23 protein-coding genes and 1 riboswitch are annotated in these 25,425 nt (G+C 71.7%); of the genes, 16 read left to right on the top strand and 7 right to left on the bottom strand.

What is annotated here, in order from left to right:
* The first annotated feature begins 88 nt into the window (after positions 1 to 88).
* From QRO03_RS11630 to QRO03_RS11645, 4 genes are all read left to right on the top strand, one after another.
* Positions 89 to 997: a PRD domain-containing protein gene (locus QRO03_RS11630; protein WP_285137658.1), complete on the top strand. Its 909-nt coding sequence runs from the start codon at positions 89 to 91 to the stop codon at positions 995 to 997.
* A gap of 191 nt (positions 998 to 1,188) precedes the next feature.
* A complete protein-coding gene (locus QRO03_RS11635; RefSeq protein ID WP_285137659.1) occupies positions 1,189 to 3,048 on the top strand; it encodes a beta-glucoside-specific PTS transporter subunit IIABC in 1,860 nt (619 codons plus the stop codon).
* A 19-nt stretch (positions 3,049 to 3,067) separates the two neighbouring features.
* Positions 3,068 to 4,483, top strand: coding sequence for a glycoside hydrolase family 1 protein (locus QRO03_RS11640; protein WP_285137660.1), 1,416 nt, complete (start codon positions 3,068 to 3,070; stop codon positions 4,481 to 4,483).
* 58 nt (positions 4,484 to 4,541) lie between these two features.
* Positions 4,542 to 5,387: a Cof-type HAD-IIB family hydrolase gene (locus QRO03_RS11645; protein WP_285137661.1), complete on the top strand. Its 846-nt coding sequence runs from the start codon at positions 4,542 to 4,544 to the stop codon at positions 5,385 to 5,387.
* Positions 5,388 to 5,660: 273 nt separating this feature from the next.
* Here the strand turns inward: QRO03_RS11645 and QRO03_RS11650 are convergent, their stop codons facing one another.
* Positions 5,661 to 6,362: a GntR family transcriptional regulator gene (locus QRO03_RS11650; protein ID WP_285137662.1), complete on the bottom strand. Its 702-nt coding sequence runs from the start codon at positions 6,360 to 6,362 to the stop codon at positions 5,661 to 5,663.
* 187 nt (positions 6,363 to 6,549) lie between these two features.
* Between QRO03_RS11650 and QRO03_RS11655 the strand changes: the two genes are divergently transcribed.
* From QRO03_RS11655 to QRO03_RS11680, 6 genes are read left to right on the top strand one after another with little or no spacing between them, the layout of a single operon-like run.
* Positions 6,550 to 7,467 carry an ABC transporter permease gene (locus QRO03_RS11655; protein ID WP_285137663.1) on the top strand — a complete coding sequence of 306 codons (918 nt, stop codon included), beginning with the start codon at positions 6,550 to 6,552 and terminating at the stop codon, positions 7,465 to 7,467.
* Positions 7,464 to 8,363 (top strand): ABC transporter permease, encoded by a 900-nt coding sequence (locus tag QRO03_RS11660; RefSeq protein WP_285137664.1) that lies wholly within the window; start codon positions 7,464 to 7,466, stop codon positions 8,361 to 8,363. Before QRO03_RS11655 ends, QRO03_RS11660 begins: the two co-directional genes overlap by 4 nt.
* Complete coding sequence (locus tag QRO03_RS11665) at positions 8,360 to 10,048, top strand: dipeptide ABC transporter ATP-binding protein (protein WP_285137665.1); 1,689 nt, start codon at positions 8,360 to 8,362, stop codon at positions 10,046 to 10,048. The genes QRO03_RS11660 and QRO03_RS11665 overlap by 4 nt, the downstream gene beginning before the upstream one ends.
* A complete protein-coding gene (locus QRO03_RS11670) occupies positions 10,045 to 11,583 on the top strand; it encodes an ABC transporter substrate-binding protein (RefSeq protein ID WP_285137666.1) in 1,539 nt (512 codons plus the stop codon). The genes QRO03_RS11665 and QRO03_RS11670 overlap by 4 nt, the downstream gene beginning before the upstream one ends.
* Entirely contained in the window at positions 11,580 to 12,803 is a 1,224-nt protein-coding gene (locus QRO03_RS11675; RefSeq protein ID WP_285137667.1) for an amidohydrolase family protein, read from the top strand. Before QRO03_RS11670 ends, QRO03_RS11675 begins: the two co-directional genes overlap by 4 nt.
* The gene (locus tag QRO03_RS11680) at positions 12,803 to 13,792 is read left to right on the top strand and encodes an ornithine cyclodeaminase family protein (RefSeq protein ID WP_285137668.1); all 990 of its coding nucleotides are present in this window, start codon (positions 12,803 to 12,805) and stop codon (positions 13,790 to 13,792) included. Before QRO03_RS11675 ends, QRO03_RS11680 begins: the two co-directional genes overlap by 1 nt.
* A gap of 640 nt (positions 13,793 to 14,432) precedes the next feature.
* Here QRO03_RS11680 and QRO03_RS11685 read toward each other — a convergent pair.
* From QRO03_RS11685 to QRO03_RS11695, 3 genes are read right to left on the bottom strand one after another with little or no spacing between them, the layout of a single operon-like run.
* Entirely contained in the window at positions 14,433 to 15,287 is an 855-nt protein-coding gene (locus QRO03_RS11685) for an SDR family oxidoreductase (protein WP_285137669.1), read from the bottom strand.
* Entirely contained in the window at positions 15,284 to 16,060 is a 777-nt protein-coding gene (locus QRO03_RS11690) for an enoyl-CoA hydratase/isomerase family protein (protein ID WP_285137670.1), read from the bottom strand. Before QRO03_RS11690 ends, QRO03_RS11685 begins: the two co-directional genes overlap by 4 nt.
* On the bottom strand, positions 16,057 to 16,818 hold the full coding sequence (locus tag QRO03_RS11695) for an SDR family NAD(P)-dependent oxidoreductase (protein WP_285137671.1): 762 nt from the start codon (positions 16,816 to 16,818) through the stop codon (positions 16,057 to 16,059). The genes QRO03_RS11690 and QRO03_RS11695 overlap by 4 nt, the downstream gene beginning before the upstream one ends.
* A 94-nt stretch (positions 16,819 to 16,912) precedes the next feature.
* Between QRO03_RS11695 and QRO03_RS11700 the strand changes: the two genes are divergently transcribed.
* Positions 16,913 to 17,407, top strand: coding sequence for a GNAT family N-acetyltransferase (locus QRO03_RS11700; protein WP_285137672.1), 495 nt, complete (start codon positions 16,913 to 16,915; stop codon positions 17,405 to 17,407).
* 175 nt (positions 17,408 to 17,582) lie between these two features.
* Positions 17,583 to 18,317: an aminoglycoside 3'-phosphotransferase gene (locus QRO03_RS11705; RefSeq protein ID WP_285137673.1), complete on the top strand. Its 735-nt coding sequence runs from the start codon at positions 17,583 to 17,585 to the stop codon at positions 18,315 to 18,317.
* Between the two features lie 102 nt (positions 18,318 to 18,419).
* Here QRO03_RS11705 and QRO03_RS11710 read toward each other — a convergent pair whose 3' ends face one another.
* From QRO03_RS11710 to QRO03_RS11720, 3 genes are all read right to left on the bottom strand, one after another.
* Entirely contained in the window at positions 18,420 to 19,190 is a 771-nt protein-coding gene (locus QRO03_RS11710) for an energy-coupling factor transporter transmembrane component T family protein (RefSeq protein ID WP_285137687.1), read from the bottom strand.
* An 11-nt stretch (positions 19,191 to 19,201) separates the two neighbouring features.
* Positions 19,202 to 20,671: an ABC transporter ATP-binding protein gene (locus QRO03_RS11715; protein ID WP_285137674.1), complete on the bottom strand. Its 1,470-nt coding sequence runs from the start codon at positions 20,669 to 20,671 to the stop codon at positions 19,202 to 19,204.
* Positions 20,671 to 21,303, bottom strand: coding sequence for an ECF transporter S component (locus QRO03_RS11720; protein ID WP_285137675.1), 633 nt, complete (start codon positions 21,301 to 21,303; stop codon positions 20,671 to 20,673). Before QRO03_RS11720 ends, QRO03_RS11715 begins: the two co-directional genes overlap by 1 nt.
* Positions 21,297 to 21,406: riboswitch (TPP riboswitch) on the bottom strand. (Overlaps the previous gene by 7 nt.)
* A 36-nt stretch (positions 21,407 to 21,442) precedes the next feature.
* On the opposite strand from QRO03_RS11720, the gene QRO03_RS11725 reads away from it, so the two are divergent.
* The 4 genes from QRO03_RS11725 to QRO03_RS11740 all read left to right on the top strand — a co-directional run bounded on the left by QRO03_RS11725 (position 21,443) and on the right by QRO03_RS11740 (position 25,264).
* A complete protein-coding gene (locus QRO03_RS11725) occupies positions 21,443 to 23,128 on the top strand; it encodes a D-alanyl-D-alanine carboxypeptidase family protein (protein ID WP_285137676.1) in 1,686 nt (561 codons plus the stop codon).
* A 3-nt stretch (positions 23,129 to 23,131) separates the two neighbouring features.
* Positions 23,132 to 23,488 carry a GntR family transcriptional regulator gene (locus QRO03_RS11730; protein ID WP_285137677.1) on the top strand — a complete coding sequence of 119 codons (357 nt, stop codon included), beginning with the start codon at positions 23,132 to 23,134 and terminating at the stop codon, positions 23,486 to 23,488.
* A gap of 160 nt (positions 23,489 to 23,648) precedes the next feature.
* On the top strand, positions 23,649 to 23,834 hold the full coding sequence (locus QRO03_RS11735; protein ID WP_285137678.1) for a hypothetical protein: 186 nt from the start codon (positions 23,649 to 23,651) through the stop codon (positions 23,832 to 23,834).
* Between the two features lie 68 nt (positions 23,835 to 23,902).
* A complete protein-coding gene (locus tag QRO03_RS11740; protein ID WP_285137679.1) occupies positions 23,903 to 25,264 on the top strand; it encodes an HNH endonuclease signature motif containing protein in 1,362 nt (453 codons plus the stop codon).
* Positions 25,265 to 25,425: the final 161 nt, after the last annotated feature.

Below are 25,425 nucleotides of genomic sequence, written 5' to 3' on the forward strand. Positions count from 1 at the left end.
GAGTCGCCGGGAATCGTCTCCTCGGGGCGGGCCAGGCGGCGAATCCCACCGACTCGCACCCCAGGTCACCAGCCCTAAACTGCATCCCATGCCCGGTGCCGGTGACGCCTCCATCCCGCCCGGCGGCGTGCAGCGACTGCTGAACAACAACGTCGTCGTGGCGGTCGACGCCGACGGCCGCGAGCGCGTGCTGATGGGCCGGGGCATCGGCTTCCAGCTCAAGCACGAGGGGCGCGTCGACCCCGCGAAGGTCGAGAAGACGTTCGTGCTCGATAAGGCCACCGACACCGCGCACGCGCGGAAGCTGCTGACCGACGCACCCTATGCGCTGGTGCAGGCGGTGCTCCACGCCGTCGACGAGGCGGAGCGCGAGCTCGGCCGCGATCTGGGTCGGCGCCTTCCGCTCGCCGTCATCGATCACGTGAACTACGTCATCGAGCGCCTCGACCAGGGCATCCGCATCCCCGGTACGTCGATGCCGGAACTCCGCATCCTGCACCCCGACGAGTCGCGCGCGGCGGAGCACATGGCGGCCTCGATCGCGGCATCCCTCGATCGCGAGCTTCCCCCCGAAGAGGGGGTGTTCCTCACGATGCACCTGCTCAACGCCACGCGTGACGAGCCCAACGGCACGGCGGCGCTGCTGTTCCGGCGCGTACAGCACGTCGTGCGCACCGTCGAGACGGGCCTCGGCGTCACGCTCGACACCGACGGTCCCGACTACGCGCGGTTCATCCTGCACGTGCGCTTCCTGCTGCAACGTCTCGTGAATCGCGCGATGCTCACCAGCGGCGACTCGTCGTTCTTCGACTTCGCGAAGCACCGCTACCCGCGATCCTTCGGCATCGCCGAGGCGGTGAAGGCCTACGTGCTCGCGGCGACCGGGTCGACCCTCACCGACGAAGAGGTGCTCTACCTCACGGTGCACGTCGAGCGATTGGCGACGAGCCTCGGTCGCGCAGAAACTTCTGGCGGACCCGACGCACCGGTGCTATAGTCGCGGACGCAGGTTCACACCTGCCGACGATTTCCGGATTGTTACCGCGCGAGCGGGCAAGACCTGAATCCACATCGCTGACGAGCGATGAACGGATTCGGGTCTTTTTTATTGCCCGAAAACACTCCCCGGTCGTCGCCACAGAACATTCGACAGGCCGCATCGATGCGGCGAAAGGCAGGCGGATTCCGATGACGGATCACGCGAAGACAGCGGCGGCGGTTCTCACCGGCGTCGGCGGAGAGACCAACATCACCTCGATGGTGCACTGCGCGACCCGACTCCGGTTCGTGCTGAAGGACGAGGGCAAAGCGGATGCCGCGGCCCTCCGCGCGACCCCGGGTGTCATCACCACCGCGCAGGCGGGCGGGCAGTACCAGGTCGTCATCGGCAACGACGTCCCCGACGTCTACGCCGCCATCCAGGCGCAGACGAAGCTCGGCGGCGCGGGCGGCGACGGGGGCGACGAGGGGCCCAAGGGCAACCTCTTCAACCGCTTCATCAAGATGATCTCGTCGATCTTCACCCCGATCCTGTGGGCCCTGGCCGGCACGGGCCTGCTGAAGGCGTTCCTCGCCGCGGCCGTGACCTTCGGCTGGCTGGATGCCACGACCACGACCTACGCGATCCTCAACGCGCTCTCCGACGCGCTGATCAACTTCCTGCCGATCGCCCTGTCGATCACCGCCGCCCGGTACTTCAAGGCGTCGGAGTTCACCTCGTTCGCGATCGCCGCGGCCCTGGTCTACCCCTCGATCGTCGCGCTCAACGGCCAGCCCGACATCACCTTCTTCGGCATCCCGGTGACGATGGTCAGCTACGTCTCCAGCGTCATCCCGGTCATCATTATCGTGTGGCTGCAGAGCCACGCGGAGCGGTTCCTGCTGAAGGTGCTGCCCGGAGCGGTGCGGCGTTTCCTGACGCCGATGATCGTCGTGCTCGTCGCGGTGCCGCTGGTGTTCCTCGCCATCGGCCCCCTCTCGAGCCTCGTCGGCGGCGGGCTCGCGGCCGGCATCGGCTGGGTCTTCCAGACGCTTCCGTGGCTCGGCGGCGCCATCATGGGCGGCCTCTGGCAGGTCTTCGTGATCTTCGGTCTGCACTGGGGCCTCGTGCCGCTGTTCCAGCTCGAGTACCAGACCACCGGCATGATCCTGCTCATCGGACCCGTCTTCGCCGCCGTCCTCGCCCAGGCCGCCGCGGTGGCGGGTGTCATGGTGCGCACCCGCAACAAGAACCTGCGCTCGCTCGCCGCCCCGGCCACCCTCTCGGGCTTCCTCGCCGGCATCACCGAGCCCGCGATCTACGGCATCAACCTTCCCCTCAAGCGCCCCTTCGCCTTCGGCATCGTCGGCGGCGCGCTCGGTGGAGCCCTCATCGCGATGGGCGGGGTCTTCTCGAAGGCCTTCGTGGTCCCCTCGGGTCTGGCGCTGCCGGCCCTGCTCGGCAACGGCAACATGGTCATGCTCGCGATCGGTCTCGCGGTCGCGATCATCGTGCCCTTCCTGCTGGTGGTCCTGATCGGCTTCAAGGACCCCGTGGACGCCGCGGCCCCCGCGACCCCGGCCGTCGCCACCGACACCGTGGTGCGAAACCCCGTCGACGGCACCGTCGTCGCCCTGAGCGAGGTACCGGATGCCGCCTTCGCCGACGGCTCCCTCGGTAAGGGCGTCGCGATCCGACCCACCTCGGGCGCGGTCTACGCCCCCTTCGACGCCACGGTCGTGGCCGCGTTCCCCACCGGTCACGCGATCGGCCTGCGCGGCACCGACGGCGTCGAACTGCTCATCCACGTGGGCCTGGACACCGTCAAGCTCGGCGGCACCCACTTCACCCTGAAGGTGCAGTCCGGCACCGAGGTGAAGGCGGGCGACCTGCTCGTGGAGTTCGACGGCGCCGCCATCGAGAAGGCCGGATACGACCTGATCACTCCGGTCATCGTCACCAACGGCGATCTGTACCCCGACGTCGCCGACGTGGCATCCGGACCCCTCTCGCACGGCGAGACGCTGTTCCGCGCCGTGTCGGTCGACTCCCTCACCACCGCCCGCTGATCCCCCGGAGACACGAACAATGACGAACACCCCCTTCCCCGACGGCTTCCTCTGGGGCGGCGCGACCGCCGCGAACCAGATCGAGGGCGCGTACGACCAGGGCGGCAAGGGACTCTCGGTGCAGGACGTGATGCCCCGCGGCATCTCGGGACCGCGCTCGGAGACCCCCACTCCCGACAACCTCAAGCTCGTCGGCATCGATCATTACCACCGCTACGCGGAGGACATCGCGCTCTTCGCCGAGATGGGCTTCGGCGTCTACCGGTTCTCGATCGCGTGGAGCCGCATCTTCCCGAAGGGCGACGAGACCGAGCCCAACGAAGAAGGCCTCGCCTTCTACGACCGCGTGCTCGACGAGCTCGAGAAGCACGGCATCGAGCCGCTCGTCACGATCTCGCACTACGAGACGCCGCTCCACCTGGCCGAGACGTACGGCGGATGGACCGATCGCGAGTTGATCGGCTTCTACGAGCGCTACGCCCGCACGCTCTTCGAGCGCTTCGGCTCGCGGGTGAAGTACTGGTTGACCTTCAACGAGATCAACTCGCTGCTGCACGCGCCGTTCATGAGCGGCGGCATCCCGATCCCCGAGGGCGGCGTGCCCGAGCAGCAGCTGTACCAGGCGATGCACCACGAGCTCGTGGCATCCGCCCGCGCGACCCGGATCGCCCGCGAGGTGGCCCCCGAGGCCAAGGTCGGCTGCATGGTGCTGTCGATGCCGATCTACCCGCTGACGCCGTCGCCCGACGACGCACGCGCCGTGATGGACGCCGACCACGGCAACCTCGTCTACGGCGACGTGCACACCCGCGGCGCGTACCCCGGGTACTTCCTGCGGACGCTCCGCGAGAAGGGCATCGAGCTCGAGATCACCGACCAGGACCGCGACGACCTGACGAACACCGTCGACTTCGTCTCGTTCAGCTACTACATGAGCATCGCCGAGACCGCCGACCCGTCGAAGAAGGTCGCCGGCGAGGGCAACATCATGGGCGGCGTCTCGAACCCGACGCTCGAGGCGAGCGAGTGGGGCTGGCAGATCGACCCGGTCGGGCTCCGCCTGGTGCTGAACCAGTTCTGGGACCGGTGGCAGAAGCCGCTGTTCATCGTCGAGAACGGCCTGGGCGCGCGCGACCAGCTGGTCGAGGTCGACGGCGAGAAGACGGTCGTCGACGACTACCGCATCGCCTACCTCAACGACCACCTCGTGCAGGTCGGCGAGGCGATCGAGGACGGCGTCGACGTGCTCGGATACACCTCGTGGGGCTGCATCGACATCGTCAGCGCCAGCACCGCACAGCTGAGCAAGCGATACGGTTTCATCTACGTCGACCGAAACGACGACGGAACCGGAACGCTGGATCGCTACCGGAAGAAGTCGTTCGGCTGGTACGCCGACGTCATCCGATCCAACGGCGCATCCCTCACCCGCTGACCCCCGTCCGGTTCGGCCCCGAGTCCTCCGGGCTCGGGGCCGACCCTTTGGAGTGCACATGACCCGCATCGCCTTCCTCGACGTCGACGGCACGATCCTCGAGCACGGCTCGGTGATCGCGCCCTCCACGGTCGAGGCCATCCGTCAGGCCCGCGCGAACGGCCACCTCGTGTGGCTGTGCACGGGCCGCGCCGAGGCCGACATCCACCCCGACGTCACGGCCATCGGCTTCGACGGCGCCATCTCCAACGGCGGCGCGTACGCCACGCGCGGGGGCGAGACCCTCATCGAGCGGCCCCTTCCGCGCGCCGACGTCGAGGCCCTCGAAGGTTACTTCGGAGCCCACGGCATCCACTACTTCCTGCAGACGCACGACGCCGTCTACGCCTCGCCCGGCATGGCCGAGACGATGGAGGAGTTCCTGCGCTCGCGCCACGCCCAGCGCGCCGAGGAGCTGGAAGCCCTCGGGCTCCCCTCCGACATCGACCACCGCCAGCGCGATCTGCGGGCCGTGGCCGAGGTCGACCGCGATCGCGTCGCGAAGGCGGTGTTCGTCAGCTCCTCCCCCGACACCGTGGCCCACGCCGCGGCCGAGCTCGGCGACGGATTCCACGTCATCCCCGGATCGATGCCCCTGCCCGGCGGCTCGAACGGCGAGATCGGACAGGCCGGCGTGACCAAGGGTTCGGCCATCACCGAGGTGCTCGACGTGCTCGGGCTCTCGGCGACGGATGCCATCGGCATGGGCGACAGCTGGAACGACGTCGAGATGTTCGAGGTCGTCGGCACCCCCGTGGCGATGGGCAACGCCGAACCCGAGCTGCAGCGCCTCGCCGGCCGCGTGACCACCGCGGTGCTGGAGGACGGCGTGCACAACGCGTTCGCGGAGCTGGGTCTGATCTGACGCCGGCCGGGGGGCCGTGCGCGTCGGCGGCCCGTGCGGATCGCGCGCCCGTGCGCGTTGGGCGCCCGTGCGCGTTGGGCGCCCGTGCGCGTGGGCGCTCACGCGCGTCGGGCGCCGATGCGCGTACCGCGCGCGTGCGTGTTGGGTGCCCGTGCGCGTCCGGGCCCCGCAGAGTCACGCATAAACGCGATCCGTGCGCATAAACGCGGTGGCAGCGTGTTTCTCGACACCGATGGCGTTTATGCGCGCCGAGGCGGCGACCGTGTCGGTGACTCAGGCGTCGGCGACGACCTGGCGCGCTCGGCGTCGACGTACCGGCCGCTCCACCGGCGGAAGGCGCTCGGTCAGGCCGGGCATCGACTCCACGCGGGCCCGCTCGACATGGGCGGCGGCGAGGGTCTGCGCCAACGAGACGTGCCCTCCCACGATCGCCTCCACCATCTCGGCGTGCTCGTCCCACCGACCGACGGTGTCGCGTTCGGGCGTCAGCCGGAAGAGCCATCGCGTGCGCCCCGTGAGCAGACCGCTCATCCGCGAGAGCAGCGTGTGACCGGCGAGGGCGAAAATCTCGTCGTGCAGATCGGAGTTGCGCGACGACGCCGACGCGGAGGCGACCGAGGCGACGTGCGCCACATCCAGCGCGGCCCGGAGCGCTGCGGTGTCGGCTCCCGCGGCGGCGCGCTCCGCGGCGAGCGCCGCGGCGTAGGGCTCGAGGTGCATTCGCATGTCGAACAGCTCCCTGGCGTCATCGACCGTGAAGCGGTGCACGACGGCCGCACGCCGATGTGCCGACGACACGAACCCCTCCGCCTCGAGCACGTGCAGCGCCTCCCTGACGGGGACGCGGGAGACGCCGAGCTCCTCGGCGATGTCGCGCTCGCCGAGCCGATGCCCCATGTCGATCTCACCGGTGATGATGCGTTCGCGCAGGATGTGCGCGATGCGCCGGCCGGTCGCGTCGATGTCGTCGTCCACGCCTCCATCCTGACAGGGCGGGACGTGAGCGAGAAACCGCCGTTTGGTATTCCAAATACTGCTCTTTTGACCCTCAGATGCTTCTAAGGGTCTTTTTGGTACTCCAAAGTGACGCTCGCGTAAGAATCACATTGCGTGTTCGTTACATCGACTTGGTATACCCGTTGCGCGCCGTAGCGTCGCCTCCGTGCTCGCCTTCCTCCTCCGCCGCCTCGCCCTGGCCGGCGCCACGGTCTTCCTCGTGGTCACGATCGGCTTCGTCCTCGGCCGCCTCACCGGCGCCCCCGGCGCACTCCTCCTCCCCGACAACGCCAGCAGCGCCGACGTGGACGCGCTCAACGCCAGCCTCGGTTTCGACCGCCCGGTCCTCGTGCAGTACCTCGACTTCCTCCGCGGGGTCGTCGTCGGCGACCTCGGCGACTCCTACCGCCTGCACGAGTCCGCGCTCGGCCTCGTCTGGGAGCGACTCCCCGCCACGGTCGAACTCGCCTTCTGGGCGTTCCTCGCCGGCTTCGCCCTCGCGCTGATGGCAGCCGTGGTCATCCACCTCAGCGGCAGCCGGATCCTCCGCGCGATCGTCGGCTGGCTCGGCGCCACGCGGCAGGCGGTCCCCGACTTCTTCTTCGCCCTGCTGCTCGTGCTGATCTTCTCCGTCTCGCTCGGACTCCTGCCGTCGCTGGGCCGCACGAGTCCCGCGAGCCTCGTGCTCCCGGTCGTGACCCTGGCCACCGGCCAGTTCGTGATGTACCTCCGCCTGCTCGACGCCGCGCTGAGCGACCAGGCCGAGCAGGACTACGTGCGCACGGCCTTCGCCATCGGCCAGTCCCGACCGACCATCCTGTTCACCCAGATGCTCCCCAACGCCCTTCCACCGGTGCTGGGGATGGCCGGCCTGAACCTCGGTGGCCTGCTGGGCGGCACGGTCGTGGTCGAGGTGGTGTTCGCCTGGCCCGGACTCGGAAGCCTGCTGACCGCCGCCGTGAGCCAGCGAGACTTCCCGATCGTCCAAGCGGGGCTCCTGTTCGTCGCCGTCGCCTTCGTCGTCGTCAACACCCTCGTCGACCTGCTCGTCGCCCGCATCGACCCCCGAACGGCCACCTCATGACCACCGTCGCACTGCCCCCGATCCCCGAGGCCGCGACCTCGGCCCCGCCCCCTCGCCCCCGCCGTCGGCGCCTGCGCCCCTCGGCCGTCGTCGGCATCGCGATGCTCGCCGTCGTCGTCGGCGCGACCGCGCTACGGCCCGTGCTCCCCGGCTTCGACCCGTTCGGGCAGGATCTGTCCCGCGCCCTGCTCCCTCCCTTCGCCGACCCGGCGCACCCGCTGGGCACCGACCCGCTCGGGCGCGACCTCTTCAGCCGGATCGCCCTCGCCTCCGCCGTCACCCTCGGCATCACGGTGGCCATCGTGTGCCTCAACGCGGTGATCGGCACCACCGTCGGCATCCTGGCCGGCTTCTTCGGAGGGCGACTCGAATCCGCCCTGTCGGTGCTGTCGAACACCGTGCTGGCGATGCCGGTGGTGCTGCTGCTCATCGCCGTGTGCGCCGTCGTGCCGCCCAGCGCCGGTCTCACGATCCTCGTCGTCGGCTGCACCTGGTGGGTGGGCTACGCGCGGGTGACCCGCAACGTCGCCGCGGCCCTGCGCACGCAGGACTTCGTCGTCGCGCCGCGCACGCAGGGTGCCGACCGATTCTGGTCGCTCACCCGGCACGTCCTGCCCAACGTCTGGCCGCACACGCTCATCATCGCGGCGACCGACATCGCCACGATCGTGCTCATCGAGGCATCCCTCGAATACCTGGGCCTCGGCGTCCAGCCGCCCACGCCGAGTTGGGGCGCCATGATCTTCGACGGCCAGAAGTACCTGGCCACCGACCCCTGGCTGGTGATCCTGCCCGGCGTCGCGATGTTCCTCGCCGTGGGCGGCGTGCAGTTCCTCAGCCAGCAATTCACCGCCGAGGCGCGTGGCGCCTTCCTGCGCAAGGGAGCCCGCCGATGACCCGCCCCGTCCTGTCCGTCGAGGATCTGCGTCTGGATGCCACGACCGACGACGCTCCCCGCACCCTCGTGCACGACGTCTCGTTCGAGGTCTCGCCGTCGGCTGCCCTCGGCGTCGTCGGAGAGTCCGGTTCCGGCAAGAGCCTGACGATGCTCGCCGCCCTCGGCCTGCTGCCACCGGGCGTGCGTGTCGTCTCCGGGAGCGTCCGGGTCGACGGCCGCGACGTGACGACCATGAGCGAGCGTGAGCTGCGCAGCATGCGCGGGCGCGTCACCGGCATGGTGTTCCAAGACCCGATGTCGGCGCTGAACCCCCTCCGCGCGGTGGGGGCGCAGGTGGCCGCCGCGGTCAGGGCCCACTCCCCCGCCACCTCGCGCGCCGCCGCCCGTCGGCGCGCCGTCGAGCTGCTGCAGTCCGTCGGGGTGCGGGACGCGGCGGAACGCGCGGCGTCGCGGCCCCACCAGTGGTCGGGCGGCATGCGCCAGCGCGCGGTCATCGCGATGGCCATCGCCAACGACCCCCTGCTGCTCATCGCCGACGAGCCCACGACCGCTCTCGACGTGACGGTCCAGGCGCAGGTCATGGCGCTGCTCGACGAGGTGCGCGAGCGCACCGGATCGGCGTTGGCGCTCATCAGCCACGACCTGGGCCTCGTGGCCCAGCACACCGACGACCTCGTCGTGATGCGGTCGGGACGGGTCGTCGAACGCGGGGCGACCCGCGCGGTGCTGTCCGCCCCGGCCCACGAGTACACCCGTCGGTTGCTCGCGGCGGCTCCGTCGACCCGCACCGGGGCGGATCGCCCGACGGTCGCCGAGACCGCCGAGGAGCCCGCCCTCGAGGTGAGCGACCTCGTCGTCGAGTACCCCGGTCGGCGGGGCCGCCGCACCCGCGCGGTCGACGGCGTGTCCCTGCGCATCCGCGCCGGAGAGACGGTGGCCGTCGTCGGGGAGTCCGGCTGTGGCAAGTCGTCGCTGCTGCGCGCCATCCTGGGCCTCACCCCCGCGAGCGCGGGCACCATCCGCTTCGAGGGGCGCACCGCCTCGCCCGACATCGCCGGTCGCAGCGCCGAGCTGCGCTCCCGTGCCCAGGTGGTGTTCCAAGACCCGTCGTCGGCGCTGGACCCGCGCATGAGCGTCGCCCGCTCCGTCGGCGAGCCGCTGAAGATCCGGCGGGGCTTCACGTCGGCGCGCGTGCGGACACTGCTCGACGGGGTCGGCCTCGACAGCTCGTTCGACGACCGTCTGCCCACCCGCCTGTCGGGCGGGCAGCGGCAGCGCGTCGGGATCGCCCGTGCGCTCGCCCTCGACCCGGCGATCGTGCTGCTCGACGAGCCCGTCTCGGCGCTCGACGTCTCCATCCAGGCGCAGGTGCTCGACCTGCTGGGCGGCCTGCAGCGCGATCAGCGACTCGCCTATCTCTTCGTCTCGCACGACCTCGGCGTGGTCCGCGGCATCGCGGACCGCGTCGTCGTGATGCAGGCCGGACGCATCGTCGAGGAAGGTCCGACCGAGCGCGTGTTCGCCGAGCCCCGGCATCCGTACACCCGCACTCTGCTCGACGCCATCCCGCACCTCTTCTCCGACGCGCCCACCCGCTCCGCGTCGCCCGATCCCGCCCCCTCGCCCACGCCCTCCGACTCCCCCGCACTCTCCGGCTCACCCACCCGAAAGGCCCTCTCATGACCCGCTCGACAGCCCGCCGCGCCCTCGCAGGCGCCGCCGCCCTCACCCTCGGCAGCGTGATCCTCGCCGGATGCGCCGGCGGATTCGACTCCCCCACCGGCTCGGGCGACACCGCCCGCACGAGCCTGACCGCAGCACTCCCCACCGACCCGAGCTCCATGGACCCCATCCGCTCCGGGGCGCTGGTGGTGCTGTCGGTCTTCTTCCACACCCACGACCAGTTGGTGAAGATCGCCGCCGACGGCACCCTCGAGCCCAAGCTCGCGACGGAGTGGACGGCGAACGACGACCTCACCCAGTGGGAGTTCACCCTCACCCCCGGTGTCACCGCGAGCAACGGGGAGGCCATCGACGCCGACGACGTGGTCTTCACGTACGAGACGATCCTCGGAGATCCGAGCGGGGAGAACTACGCCTACCTCTCGTCGCTCGACAGCGTCGAGGCGGTGGATGCCACCACCGTGCGCTTCACCCTGAAGCAGCCCTTCTCGGCCTTCCCCCGCAACACCTCGCTCATCTCGATCGTGCCCGCCGACACCTACCAGGACATGGGAGCGGACGCCTACGCCCGCGAGCCGATCGGATCGGGACCCTACGTCTTCGACAGCATCACCACGGGCGTGTCGTACGACCTGAAGCGCAACGACGACTACTGGGGGCCCGCCCCGGCCATCGAAGAGATCTCGCTGCAGCCGGTGTCGTCCACCGAATCGCGCGCGAACGGCGTGCTGTCGGGCAGCCTCGACGTCGCCCAGATCGGACCGACCCAGGTGGCGTCGGTGCAGGCCGCGCCGTCGGCCCAGACGTTCTCGGCCGCCTCGAACGGGGTCGTCTTCCTCGGCGTCAACTCCACCGCCGGTGCCCTGCAGGACGTGCGCGTGCGCGAAGCCGTCGCCAAGGCGATCGACACCCATGCGATCGTGGATTCGCTGCTGTCGGGACTCGCCGAGCCCGCGAAGGCCATGATCGCGCCGGCGGTGGAGGGGTTCTCAGACTCCGTACAGCCCGTCGCATACGACCCCGACGGCGCGCGAGCGCTGCTGGCCGAGGCCGGCTACGACGGCACGCCGATCCCCTTCGACTACGCCACCGACGGTCGCATCCCGCTCTCGAGCGAGGTGGCCCAGAGCATCCAGGGCTACCTGCAGGACGTCGGGATCGCCGTCGACATGCGCGGCGCCGACCAGCAGAGCCACACGCTCAAGGTGCGCGGCCGCGAGATGCAGGGCGTCTACCTCAACACCTGGGCCCCCTCCACCCTCGACGGCGACCTGCCCCTCACCGACTTCTACGAGACCGCCGGCAACAACAACTACGCTCAGGACCCCGCCACCGCAGCCTGGGCCGCGGAGCAGCGCGGAGTCGAGGGCGACGCGCGCCAGGACGTGTTCGCGAAGCTGCTCGACTACAGCAACACGCAGGGCTATTTCGTCCCGCTGTACGTACCGTTCAACAACTTCGCGGCCGTCAGCGGACTGAGCTGGACCCCGCGCGCCGACGGGCTGTACGACTTCACCGGAACGAGCTTCGAATGACCTCCACCGTCCTCACCGACGTCCGCCCGTGGGGCGGCCCCCTCTCCGACGTCGTCCTCGCGGACGGCCTCATCGCCGGCATCCATCCGGCGGGTGCGGGGCCGCTCGACCCTTCGGCCGCGACGGTGTCGGGCCGCGGACGCATCCTGCTGCCGTCGTTCGCCGACGTGCACGTGCACCTCGACTCGACCCGCATCGGGCTGCCGTTCCGGCCGCACACCGGGGTGCCCGGGGTGTGGGGCATGATGCTCAACGACCGCGACAACTGGCGCCACGCCGAGCGGAGCATGGAGCACCGCGTGGCCACGACGCTCGAGAGCGCGATCGCCCGCGGCACGACCCAGGTGCGCACGTACGCCCAGGTCGACGTCGACGCCGATCTGGAGAGATTGGATGCCGTGCTCGCGGCGCGCGAGGCGAACCTCGACCGCTGCGAGGTCGAGATCATCGCGTTCCCGCAGGCGGGCCTGCTGCGCGAGGCGGGATCGATCGAGGTGCTCGAGCGGGCCATGGACCGCGGTGCGGACGTGGTCGGCGGCATCGATCCGTGCGCCCTCGACCGCGACCCGGTGCGTCATCTCGACGCCGTGTTCGGCATCGCCGAGCGTCACGGCGCCCCCATCGACATCCACCTGCACGAACCGGACCAGCTGGCGAAGTTCTCGGCCGAGCTGATCATCGAGCGCACCCGCGCCCTCGACATGCGCGGTCGCGTCACCATCTCGCACGGTTACGGCCTGGGGCGCCTGCCCGAGGCGCAACTGCGCGCGCTGCTCGAGCAGTTCCGCGACCTCGGCATCTCGATGGCCACGGTCGCCCCCCAGGCTCCGCTTCCCACGCACCTGCTCGACGAGTACGGCATCGCGCTCGGGCTCGGGCAGGACGGCCAGCGCGATTACTGGTCTCCCTACGGCAACACCGACATGCTCGACCGCACCTGGCAGCTCGCCTTCACCAACGGCTTCCGCCGCGACGACGACATCGAGCACTGCGTCGCGATCGCCACGGTGGGGGGCCGCGCGGTGATGGGCCGGGCGGCCATGCCCGCCCTCGGCGCGGAGAGCCCCGGTGTGGGGGTCGGCGACCCCGCCGACCTCGTACTGGTCGCCGGTGACACGGTGACGGCGGCCGTGATGGACCGCCTGAGCGACCGCACCGTGCTGTTCCGCGGTGCCGTCGTCGCCGACGCCCTCGAGCTGACCGAGGGGAGCCGCGCCTGATGCTGCTGCTCAGCACGCCCCAGTTGGAGGGTCTCGTCGACCGCGGGGCCATCGCCGAGGCCGTCTCCCGAGGGTTCGCCGAGATCGCCGAGGGTCGCGCCGACCAGCCCGGCCCGACCTCGATGGCGACCCCCTCGGACTCGGCCCGGTTCATCCTCATGTCGGCGGTGTCGGAGGCCTCCGACCTCGCGGGGGTCAAGCTCCTGGCCGACGTGCCCGACAACGCGGGGCGGCGGCTGCCGACCCAGCGCTCGATGATCCTCGTCGTGGATCGCGTCGACGGATCACCGGTCGCGCTGCTGCACGGCGCCGTCCCGACCCGGGTGCGCACCGCCGCCGCGAGCGCGGTGGCCACCCGCACGCTGTCCCGCCCCGACAGCCGGACCCTCGGCCTCATCGGCGCCGGGGCACTGGCCCGCGAGCACGCCCTGGCCCTCCGCGACGTGCGGTCCTTCGACCGCGTCGTGGTGTGGTCGCGCACACGCGAGCGCGCCGAGGGGCTCGCGGCCGATCTGCGCGGCGAGGGGTGGCCGACGGCGATCGACGTCGTGGCATCCCCTCGAGAGGTGGTGGAGGAGGCCGACGTCGTGTGCACTCTGACCCCGTCGGTGGAGGCGATCGTCGAGGGCGCGTGGCTGCACCCGGGGCAGCACCTCAACGTCGTCGGTGCCCGCCCGCGCGCGGACGAGCGGGAGGTCGACGGCGAGGCCATGGCGCGCTCCTCGATCTGGGTCGACGACCGGGCGACGGCGCGCACCAAGTCGGGCGACCTGCTGCGGGCGATCGACGAGGGCGCGATCTCCGAGGCCGACATCGTCGGCACGATCGGAGAGGTCGTCGCCGGACGGGCCCGGGGCCGCACGTCGTCCGAGGAGATCACGCTGTTCGACTCGGTGGGCATCGGCGCGCAGGACGTCGCCGTCGCCGACGTCTTCATCCGCGCCGCCCGCGAGCGGGGACTCGGCACGCTCGTCGACCTGAGCGCCTGACCGGCCCGGGGGTCGGTGGTCGCGGTATCCGCTGCCCCGCGCCGGGTTCGACCCGGCCACCGCCCCCACGCATAAACACCATCCGTGCGCAGAAACACGCCGACAGAGCGTTTATGCGCACGGATTGTGTTTATGCACCACGGATGCCGCGCGGCACGGCCAGCACACGCGCGAGGCCGCGGCATCCCCTACCCAGCGCCGCCCCCGACCCCCGCGGTCCGACCCGCCCACCGTCTCCCCACGCATAAACACCATCCGTGCGCAGAAACACGCCGACAGAGCGTTTATGCGCACGGATTGTGTTTATGCACCACGGATGCCGCGCGGCACGGCCAGCACACGCGCGACGCCGCGGCATCCCCTACCCAGCGCCGCCCCGACCCCCGCGGTCCGACCCGCCCACCGCCTCCCCCACGCATAAACACCATCCGTGCGCAGAAACACGCCGACAGAGCGTTTATGCGCACGAACCGTGTTTATGCGCCACGGATGCCACGCGGCACGGCCAGCACACGCGCGAGGTCGCGGCATCCCCACGCGCAGCCCGCGCGACACGGCCAGCACACGCGCGGCACCCCGACGCACAGCCCGCACACCCCGACCCCGACGCGGGGACGCACCGCCCCGCCCTACCCCCGCGTCAGTCGAGGAAGATGTCCGGATACATCGCCTCGTCGGGCGTGCCCGGCATGGCGGCGTAGCCGGAGAAGTCCGTCACCCCGGCGGCGATGAGGACATCCTCGACGATGAGCGTCTGCCCGGTCAGCTCGCGCGAGGGGGCACGCAGCACCTCGTACGCGGCATCCGCGTAGATCTCGGGCGTGCGCGACACGCGCATGAGCCGGTCGCCGCCGATGACGTTCTGCACGGCCGCCGTCGCGATGGTCGTGCGGGGCCACAGCGTGTTCGCGGCGATCCCGGCATCCGCGAACTCCGCCGCGAGACCCAGGGTCGCCATCGTCATGCCGAACTTCGCGAGGCTGTACCCGGTGTGGGCTCCCAGCCAGCGAGGCGTGACGTTGAGCGGCGGCGACAGCGAAAGGATGTGCGGGTTCGCCGCCTCGCGCAGCTGGGGCACCGCCGCCCGCGACAGCAGGAAGGTGCCGCGGACGTTCACGTCCTGCATGAGGTCGTACTTCTTCGTCGCGAGCTCCTGCGAGCCCGAGAGGTCGATGACGCTGGCGTTGTTGACGACGATGTCGATGCCGCCGAACTCCCCGACCGTGCGCAGCACCGCCTCGGTGATCGACGCCTCATCGCGCACGTCGCCGACGATCGGCAGCGCCCGCCCGCCCGCCGCGCGGATCGCCTCGGCCGCCGTGTGCACGGTGCCCTCGAGCTTGGGATGCGGGGTGTCGGTCTTGGCGAGCAGCGCGACGTTCGCGCCGTCGCGGGCCGCGCGCAGGGCGATCGCGAGGCCGATGCCGCGGCTCCCGCCCGACATCAGGATGGTCTTGCCGGCCAGCGGGGCGCCGGACGAGGGCGACGTGCTCATGCGCGTCCTTTCGCGGAGGCGGCGGCGAAGGCGGCGACACGCGCCCTGGCCTCGGGGGTGTCGAAGGCGGCGCCGATCGTGGCGGCCTCGTCGTCGAGGTTCGCCGCGAGCGAGCGTCCGGCGCCCACGCGCACGAGTCGCGTCGCCTGACCGAACGCCGCGGTGGCCCCCTCGAGCCAGAATCGCGCGATCTCGTCGACCCGGGCCCGCAGGTCTCCGGATGCCACGACCTCGGCGACCAGCCCCCAGTCCTGCGCCTCCGCGGCCGAGAGCATCCGATCCTGCAGCAGCAGCTGCAGAGCGCGCCGCTGGCCGATCGCCGCGGGCAGCAGCGTCGAGACGCCCAGGTCGGGGGTGAGGCCGATGTTGGCGTAGCGGCTGACGAAGCGCGCGTTCTCGCTCGCCACGACGTAGTCGGCGGTGAGCATCAAGCCGAGCCCGCCGCCCGCGACCGCTCCCTGGACGGCGGCGACCATCGGCAGCGGAGCCTCGGCGAAGGTGCGGATGCCGTCGTGGATCGCCTCCGCCGTCTCGGTCACCTCGCGGCCCGCCGCACCGGTCGTCGCCATCGCGACGACGTCGCCGCCCGCGCAGAAGGCCGGACCGTTGGCCTCCAGGATCACCGCCCCGACGGACGCATCGGTGGTCACCTCCTGGGCGACGGAGCGCCAGCGCGCGGCCATGGGGAAGTCCATCGCGTTGAGCGAGGCGGGGCGGTCGAACGTGACGCGCGCGAGCCCGTCCTCGACGTGCAGCAGGATGCCGTCGGTCATTTCGGCGCCATCCGGATCGCGCCGTCGAGGCGGATGGTCTCGCCGTTGAGGTAGCCGTTGTCGACGATGGCGAGCACCAGGCGCGCGTATTCGTCGGGGGCGCCGAGGCGGGAGGGATAGGGAACCTGCTGGCCGAGCGAGTCCTGCGCCGCCTGGGGCAGTCCCTTCAGCATCGGCGTCTCCATGATGCCGGGGGCGATGGTGACGACCCGGATGCCGTGGCGGGCGAGCTCTCGCGCGATCGGGAGCGTCATCGCGTGCACGCCGCCCTTGCTGGCCGCGTACGCGGGCTGGCCGATCTGTCCGTCGAAGGCCGCGACGCTGGCGGTGTTGACGATGACGCCCCGGTCGCCGCCGTCGGCGGGGTCGGTCCGTGCCATCACCGCCGACGCCTGGGCGACCACGTTGTAGGTGCCGATGAGGTTGACCCGGATCACGCGCTCGAAGTCGGCCAGCGCGGTGGGCACGCCCTCCCGGTCGAGCACCTTGGCCGGAGGGGCGATGCCGGCGCAGTTCACGACCACGCGCAGCGGCCCCGCTTCGGCGGCGCGGGCGGCGGCGTCTGCGATCTGATCGGCATCCGTGACGTCGGCGGCGACGAAGGATCCGCCCAGACCCTCCGCGATGGAGGCTCCCGTCGAGGACGGAAGGTCGACGATGGTGACGTGCGCGCCCGCAGCCGTGAGACGGCGGGCGGTGGCCAGGCCCAGGCCCGAGGCACCGCCGGTGACGAGGGCGGAGGCTCCTGCGATGTCCATGCGTTCTCCTTCGAAGCTGAAACCGGGTCCCACCTTAGTCGAGACTCAGGACCGTACGGGAGGACCGGGGCATCACCCCGCATAGGCTCGAACGGTGCCAGCCCCCGGTTTCCGCATCGAACGCGTCGACGTCGACGATCCGCGCGCGACCGCGCTGCGCGGCATCCTCGACACCGATCTCGACGAGCGGTACCGCGACGCCGATGCCGGCGACACCCCCGCGTTCGCCGCGAAGCGCGAAGCGGCTCTCGCCGTGCACCCCGAGCAGGTCGTCGCGACGCTGCTGGCGGTGGATGCCGACGGCACCCCGCTCGGACACGTGATGCTCCGCCGCCTCGGCGCGGAGTGGGAGCTCAAGCGCCTTATCGTCGTCGACGCCGCCCGCCGTCGCGGTGTCGGCCGCGCCCTCACCGCGGAGGTGGTCGAGCTCGCCCGCCGGGGCGGCGCCACGCGGGTGATCCTGCAGAGCGGTCGGATGCAGCCGGAGTCACTGCGGCTGTACGCCGCCACCGGCTTCACGCCGATTTCGGTGTACGAGCCGTACATTGAGACGATGCCGCAGTCGGTGTGCTTCGAGTACGTGCTCTGAGGCGCCGGGTCCGCGCGGATCCGGCCACCCGGTCGCCCTCCTTCCCTGAGTGTCCACGACACCCGGACACCTCGGGCGCACCCTCCGGGTGTCGTGGACACTCGACCCAAGCGACCACCAGGGGAGAACGCCCCGTGACCCCGCTCCGCGCGTGCGCGTGCGCGAGGATCGGAACGTGAGCATCCCCGACACCAGCGAGCCCGTCCCCGACCGGGTGCGCGCGCTCGCGGGCGGTGCGACGTTGGAGCCGGTCTGGCGCAACAACATCGGGGGCGTGACGTTCCGGGCCGGCGACGGCGACGGCATCCGGTACGTGAAGTGGGGGCCGCGCAACGCCGAGACGTCGATGCGCGCCGAGGCCGAGCGCCTGCGCTGGGCGGCGCCCTTCTCCCCCGTGCCGGGCGTGCTCGACGAGGGGCGGGATGCCACCCACGAATGGCTCGTCACCGCGGGTGTCCCGGGGCGGTCGGCGGTCGATCCGCGATGGGTCGCGCGCCCGGACGGCGCGGTGCGGGCGCTCGGCCGAGGACTCCGCGCCCTGCACGACGCCCTGCCGGTCGAGGCTTGTCCGTTCTCGTGGAGCGTGACCGGTCGCGTCGAGAACGCCGCCGTCCGCGGCGTCCGGGTTCCCGACGACCTCCGGGAGGCCCCACCCGTCGATCGGCTGGTCGTGTGCCACGGCGACGCGTGCGCGCCCAACACCCTCATCGGCGACGACGGGGAGTGGGCGGCGCACGTCGACCTCGGCGCCCTCGGCGTCGCAGACCGGTGGGCCGACATCGCGGTGGCGGCCCTGTCGACCGAGTGGAACTACGGCCCCGGATGGCACGGCGCCCTGCTCGACGCCTACGGAGTGGCCCCGGATGCCGCCCGCCTGGCGTACTACCGGGAGCTGTGGAACGCGACGTGACCGCCTGGCCCCCGCGCCTGAGCGTCCACAACCCCCGGACGTCGCCGGAAATCGTGCGGGTGTCGTCCACACTCAGCCGGGGTGACGGAAGATCGACCCGCCTCAGGACCCGACCACGCGGAACGCGCCCGACACCACCGCCGCCCCGAGCGCCACGGCCATGAGCAGGACCGCGCCGCCGACGGCGACGGCATCCCGAACCGAGAGCGTCGACGGGCGCGCCCACGTGCGCTCGATGCCGGAGCCGAAACCGCGCGCCTCCATGGCGGTCGCGAGCTTCGTCCCGCGGCGCACGGCGAACACCAGCAGCACGAACGCCATCGAGAAGAACCGGCGCAGCGCCCCCCTGTCGCCGAGCCCCCGGGCACGGCGCGCGAGGGTCATCGTGCGCCAATCGTCGACGAAGAGCCCGACCGTGCGGGCGCCGGCCAGCACGCCGAGCACGAAGCGGCTCGGCAGCTTCGCCACCTGCGCGAGCGCGTCGGCGAGCTCGGTGGGGTCGGTGCGGGCGAACAGCAGGATCATCGGCAGCGCCAGGGCCACCACGCGCAGCAGCACCGCGAACGCGAGTGAGATCGAGTCGTCGCTGATCGTGGCGAAGAGGAAGGAGCCGTAGACGGTTCCCCCCGGGCGGGCGTACAGCAGCATGCTGATCCCGGCGACCGGCGCGAAGAGCAGCACCGGCAGCAGGCGCTTCAGCACGATCGAGAAGGCCACGCCCGTGAGCGGCACGCAGAGCAGCTCGAGCACGATGGCCGTCGCGGCACTCACGGCGTCGATCGAGACCAGGAGCGGCACCGCGAGCACGATGACCATCGCGACCTTGGCGACCGGGTTCACCCCGTCGAGCCAGACCGGCCGGGCGCGGACCATCGTCGCGGCGCTCACCGCGCACCTCCCCCGGCGATGCTCGGGGAGTCGAGAGCGACCCGATGCTGCCCCAGGTGCCGCACCACGTCGGCGTCGTGCGTGACGGCGACCACCGTACGCCCGCGCGCGATCTCGCGCTGCAGGAGGCCGACGAGCTCGCTCCATCCGCGGCGGTCCTGCCCGAAGGTCGGTTCGTCGAGCACGATCACCTCCGGCGAGGCGGCGAGCACCGTCGCCACCGACAGGCGCCGTTTCTGACCGCCCGAGAGGGTGAAGGGGTTGGCGAGGGCGAGGGACGCCAGATCCAACCGTTGGAGCAGCTCGTCGACGATCGCGTCGACCTGGGCAGCCGGCATCCGCAGGGCCCGCGGACCGACAGCGAGCTCGTCGCGCAGGGTCGACGAGAGGAACTGGTGCTCGGGTTCCTGGAACACCGTGCCGATGCGCGTCAGCAGCTCGGTCGAACGCCAGCGGGAGGGGCGACGGATGCCGCGGGCGGCGAGACCGGATGCCGCGACGACCTCGCCCGAGAGCTCGGGGAGAAGCCCCGCGAGGGTCAGCGCGAGGGTGGACTTGCCGGCGCCGTTGGGTCCCGTCACCACGGTTCCGGCCGCGCGGGGGACGACGACGTCGAGTCCGGATGCCACGACCGTGCGCTTCTCACGCCCGATCGACAGCTCCGTGGCCGACAGCACGGCATCCGGTGTTCCGAGCGGGGCGAGCATGGGCAGGTCGACGGGGCGCCCCGGCACCCACACGCCCGCATCGGCGAGCGCGTCGCCGTGGTCCGCAAAGACCCGGGCGGGCGGTCCGTCGGCCAGCACGCCGCCGCCCGGGGCCAGCACCACGACGCGGGTCATGAGGTCGACCCACACGTCGGTGCGGTGCTCGATCAGCACGAGGGTGGTGCCGTCTGTGCGGACGACGTTCTCGACGGCCGCGCGCACCTCGGCGACGCCCTCGGGGTCGAGGTTGGCGGTGGGTTCGTCGAGCAGCAGCAGTCCCGGCCGCATCGCGAGCACCCCGGCGAGCGCGAGGCGCTGCTTCTGCCCACCCGACAGCGCCTTCGTGGGGCGGTCGAGGGACACGCTCAGACCCACGGATGCCACGGCCTCGGACACCCGGGCGGGAATCTCGTGCGCCGGAACGCCGAGGTTCTCGCATCCGAACGCGACGTCGTCGCCGACCTTCGACAACACGATCCCCGACTCGGGGTCCTGCAGCACCAGTCCGATCCGGCCGCGCTGTCCTTCGGGCGCCTGCCCGTCGACGCGGATGCGCCCGGTCGTCTCGCCCTCATCGCTCTCGCCGAGGAGTCCCGCGAGGCCGGCGAGGAGCGTCGACTTCCCTGCTCCCGAGGCACCGAGCAGCAGCACGCGCTCGCCGGGCTCGATCGACAGCTCGACGTCGCGTGTGGCGGGGAGCTTCCGGCCGGCGTACCGCCAGCCCCAGCCCTCGACGTCGACGCGCGCGGGGCCCGTCATCAGACGTCGCGGCGTGCGTCCCGACCCACGGCGAAGCGGCTGAGCGCACCGGTGGCGGCGAGGGCCCGCACCAGCAGCCAACCGACGACGCCCGCGAGCAGGGCACCCGAGACGATGAGCGAGCCGAGGTAGATGAGGTTGAACTCGACGGTCTTGGCGATGTTCGCCGACAGGAACAATTCGAGCACCCACGCGCCGATACCGGCGCCGGCGCCCGCGAGCATCGCGACCGGGAGCGTGAACCGCACGTAGAGGAAGGCCAGGAAGATCACCTCGGCGCCGAGCCCCTGTGCCAGGCCGGAGAAGATCGTCGTGACGCCCCAGACGTTGCCGATCAGCGCCGAGACGACGGCCGCGATCAGCTCGACGAGCAGCGCCGCACCGGGCTTGCGGATGACGAGCCCGCCGATGACGCCGCCGATCAGCCAGATGCCGACCGCGAGGCCGCCGAGGCCGGGGGTCAAGGCATCCATTCCCTCGAACCAGAGGCCGCCGACGGTGTTCCAGCCGAAGAACACGAGGCCGACCGCCACTCCGAGGACTGCGGCGACGACGATGTCGACGACGCGCCACCGGAAGCGGTCGACGGTGGCGACGGCCGGGGCCGTGCGGGCAGACGTGGACGTGTGCATTTTCTGCTCCTCCCTGCGCCGGCATGATCCGGATCAGGTTCGACGGTCGAAGCGTGGATCGCTTCCTCTCAGCCCGGCTCACCGGACTCCCGTGGTTGTCGTGACGAGTATAGGGGGGACGCCGGGGTAGCGTGGGCGGGTGCACGAGCAGACCCCGGCCACGCGACGCGACGAGCGCCGTCGAGGGGCGGCTCCGGGCCTCGACGGCCGGGAGACGGGCGGAGCGACCAAGAACCCGGCGGCGTCGGCGAGGGATGCCGGGCCTCGCCCCTCCGCGGACGCGGCGACGGACCCGAGCGGCGCATCCCCGTCGGATGCGGACGACGCTCGAACGACCGCGAGTCCCGCGGCATCCGGAACTCCCGCTGATTCGGCGCACACGGCGCCCGTCGCCTCCGGCGCGCTGCCCACGGCATCCGGAGCCCCCGTCGACCAGGCGCCGACCGCATCCGCCTCCGGTGCGCCGGCGCCCGCGGCACCCGGAGCCCCCGTCCTCATCGGGGCGCTGACCTGGCTCGACCCCGCCGACGCCGCCGACACACGGCCCGCGCCCGCGTTCGTCGTATCGGGTGCGGCAACCCGGCCCGCCGACCTGCTGGCGGGTCGCCGCCGGCGGCGCCTTCGTCCCGCGACCGTGATCCCGCCGGTGCTGATCGTGCTGATCCTCGGGCTGTACGCCGCGGCGACCCTGCTGTGGCCGCTGAACGCGGTCGCGCCCACGACCCGGGCCGTCGGCGTGCAACCCGCCGCCGCCCCCGCGGCCTCCCCCGCGTGGCCGGCCGAGGGCGAAGCGGCGATCGCGATCGACGGCGTCGCCGAGACGTTGACGACAGGGGCCACGGCGCCCGAGTCGATCGCGAGCATCACCAAGGTCGTCACGGCCCTCGTCGTGCTCGACCGCCTGCCGCTCGCGCCCGGCGAGCAGGGACCGTCGTACGCGTTCACGCAGACCGACAGTGCCGACTACTGGCAGTACCGCGCCCGTGGGGAGTCGTCGCTCGACGTGCCCGTCGACGGCAGCCTGACCGAGCTGCAGATGCTCCAGGGCATGCTGATCGCCTCCGCGAACAACTACGCCCAACGGCTGGCGACCGATCTGTTCGGCACGGATGCCGAGTTCTCCGCCGCCGCGAACCAATACCTCGCCGAACGCGGCATCGAGGGCATCACCATCGTGAACCCCACCGGAATCGAAGAGGGCAACACCGCCACCCCGGCCGCCCTGATCGCGCTCGCCGAGCGGGCTCTCGCCAACCCCGTGATCGCCGAGATCGTGCGCACGCGCGAGCTGACACTCCCCGGCGCGGGCACGTTCTCGAACGGCAACGCCCTGCTCGCCGATCCGGGGGTGGTCGGCATCAAGACCGGCACGCTCGACGCCTGGAACCTGCTGACCGCCAAAGACATCACGGTCGGCGATGCCACCATCCGCGCCTACGCCGCGGTTCTCGGCCAGCCCGGGCCCGACACCCGCAATCAGGCGACCCGCGACCTCTTCGCACGCATCGAGCAGGAGCTGCAGCCGACTCCCTCTGTGACCGCGGGCACCGTCGTCGGAAAGGTCGAGACGCGGTGGAGCGACGACATCGACCTCGTCACCACCGCGGACGCGACCGTGGTGCTGTGGAACGGCGGCGCAGCGCAGGCCTCGGCGAGCTTCGACCTGGGCGAGGCCACCGACTCCGGCACGACGGTCGGCACCTTCACCGCGACCGGTCCCGTCGACGCAGACACCGTCGACGTGCGGCTCGCGGGTGAGATCGAACCGCCGAGCCCGTGGTGGCGCCTGACCCACCCGCTCGATCTCTTCGGACTGAACGACTGAGCCGTGGGTTTCTCCCTGGATGCCGCATCGGCCACGCCCCCGTTCGAGCAAGTGCGGGCGCAGGTCATCGCGGCCATCGACGACGGATCGCTCGTGGCCGGCACGCGCCTGCCGCCCGTGCGGGCTCTGGCCGCCGACCTGAACCTCGCGGCAAACACCGTCGCCCGCGCGTATCGGGAACTCGAGGAGGCCGGGTACGTCGAGACCCGCGGTCGCGCCGGCACGATCGTCCGCGGGGGCGACGCGGCCTCGTCGCGCGCCGCGCAGGCGGCGGAGGCGTACGCCGAGACCGTTCGCCGCTTGGGCGTCTCGCCGGCGGACGCCGTCGCGCTCGTGCGGGCGGCACTCGGCGAGCGCTGACGCGCACGGGCTCCCGGGACGGTGGCGGGTGAGCCTGTCGAGCGACCGGAGCCACGTGCTGAGATGGCTGAGCCTGTCGAAGCCGCCGGAACCCTCGTCTGCGGCCCCGCATACCGCGAGGTGGCTGAGCCTGTCGAAGCCACCGGGACCACGCGATGAGGTGACTGAGCCCGTCGAAGCCTCCGCGACCCACGTCACCGGCACCACGCACCGCGAGGTGGCTGAGCCTGTCGAAGCTCCCGCGACCCACGTCACCGGCACCACCCACCGCGAGGTAGCTGAGCACGTCGATGCCTCCCGGGGCCGGCTCGCCGACGCTTCACCCCTCCTCCACATCCTGCGCTGAAGCGCATCTCTCCCCGAGCGCCCCTCCTCGGCCGGTCCAATGTCGGAGGTCCTCGCTAGCATGCACACATGCAGATCGACGCCGTCCCCACACCGCCACCCGACCCTCCCCCACCAGCCCCACCCCGCCCGTCGCGGCCCCTGACCGCGATCGTCGACGACGTGCGCCGCACCGGCGCCGCGCTCGCCGCCGCCGAGGTCGCCCGCACCCGTGCCCTCGCTGAAGCGGGCCACCTCGCCCTCGACGTCATGGCGGGCCAACGCGCCACCGCCCGCGCCGCCGAGCTGGCACTCAGGGAGGTCGCGTCCGAACTCGCCGCCGCCGAGAACCTCTCCGATCGCACGGTGCAGACCCAGATCGGTCGGGCGATGACCCTCGTCGACGATTACCCGCGCACCCTCGCCGCATGGGAGGCGGGCGTGCTCACCCGCACCCACGTGCAGACCATCCTCGACGTCGGCGCCGCCCTCCCCGTCGACGCTCGCGCGGAGTTCGACCTTCTCGCCGTGGCCACCGCCGACGGCCTCAGCCCCGGCCGGTTACGTGCCCGGCTGACGATGCTGGCCGAACGCTTGCACCCGACCACGGTCACCGAGCGCCATCAGCGCGGACGCGACACCCGCTGCGTGCGCGTCATCACCGGTGACGACGGCATGTCCGACCTCATCGCCACCCTTCCCACCGTCCTCGCCGTCGGCATCCACGACCGCCTCACCCACCAAGCCCGCGTCATCATCGACTCCCGCGGTGACGACGCAGACACGGTGCCAGATGAGCGCACCACCGCCCAGCTACGCGCCGACCTCCTCGCCGACCTGCTGCTCACGGCCGCCCCCGACGGCGACCCCACCCGCACCGACGACGCACCCGGCCTTCTCGGCGCCATCCGCGCCCGCATCCAGGTCGTCGTCCCCGCCCTGACGATGCTCGACCCCGACCGCGAGAACCTCGACCCCGTCGAACTCGTCGGCCACGGACCGATCGACGCCGGCACCGCCCGCATCCTCGCCGACACCACCACCCTCCCCTGGGATCGCATCATCACCCACCCCCTCACCGGGGCCGTGCTGCACACCGACACCTACCACCGCACCACGGCCATCGACCGACACCTCCGCGCCCGCGACCGCCATTGCCGCTGGCCCGGCTGCACCACTCCCGCCATCCGCTGCGAAGTCGACCACACCCACGACCACGCCCTCGGCGGCACCACCGCCGTCGCCAACCTCGCCCACCTCTGCCAACGCCACCACACCCAGAAACAGTTCACCCGCTGGCTAGTCACCCAACACCCCGGCGGCGTCCTCCACTGGACCAGCCCCACCGGCCGCACCTACACCGACGAACCCCTCCCGTACTCCCCCGCCGTCCGCTTCCTCCCCGACGACCCACCCCCACCCGAACCCGACCAACCACCCGCACCCTTCTGACTCCCGACCGAGCGCGACCTGAGGGCAGGAGGGCAGGAGGGCAGAAGGGCAGAAAGGCAGAAAGGCAGAAAGGCAGAAAGGCAGGAAGGCCACGAGGAATCGCGGCATCGCGGCATCGCGGCATCGCGGCATCGCGGCATCGCGGCATCGCGGCATCGCGG

The sequence above is a fragment of the Microbacterium sp. lyk4-40-TSB-66 genome (assembly GCF_030209475.1).
Lineage (GTDB): Bacteria > Actinomycetota > Actinomycetes > Actinomycetales > Microbacteriaceae > Microbacterium.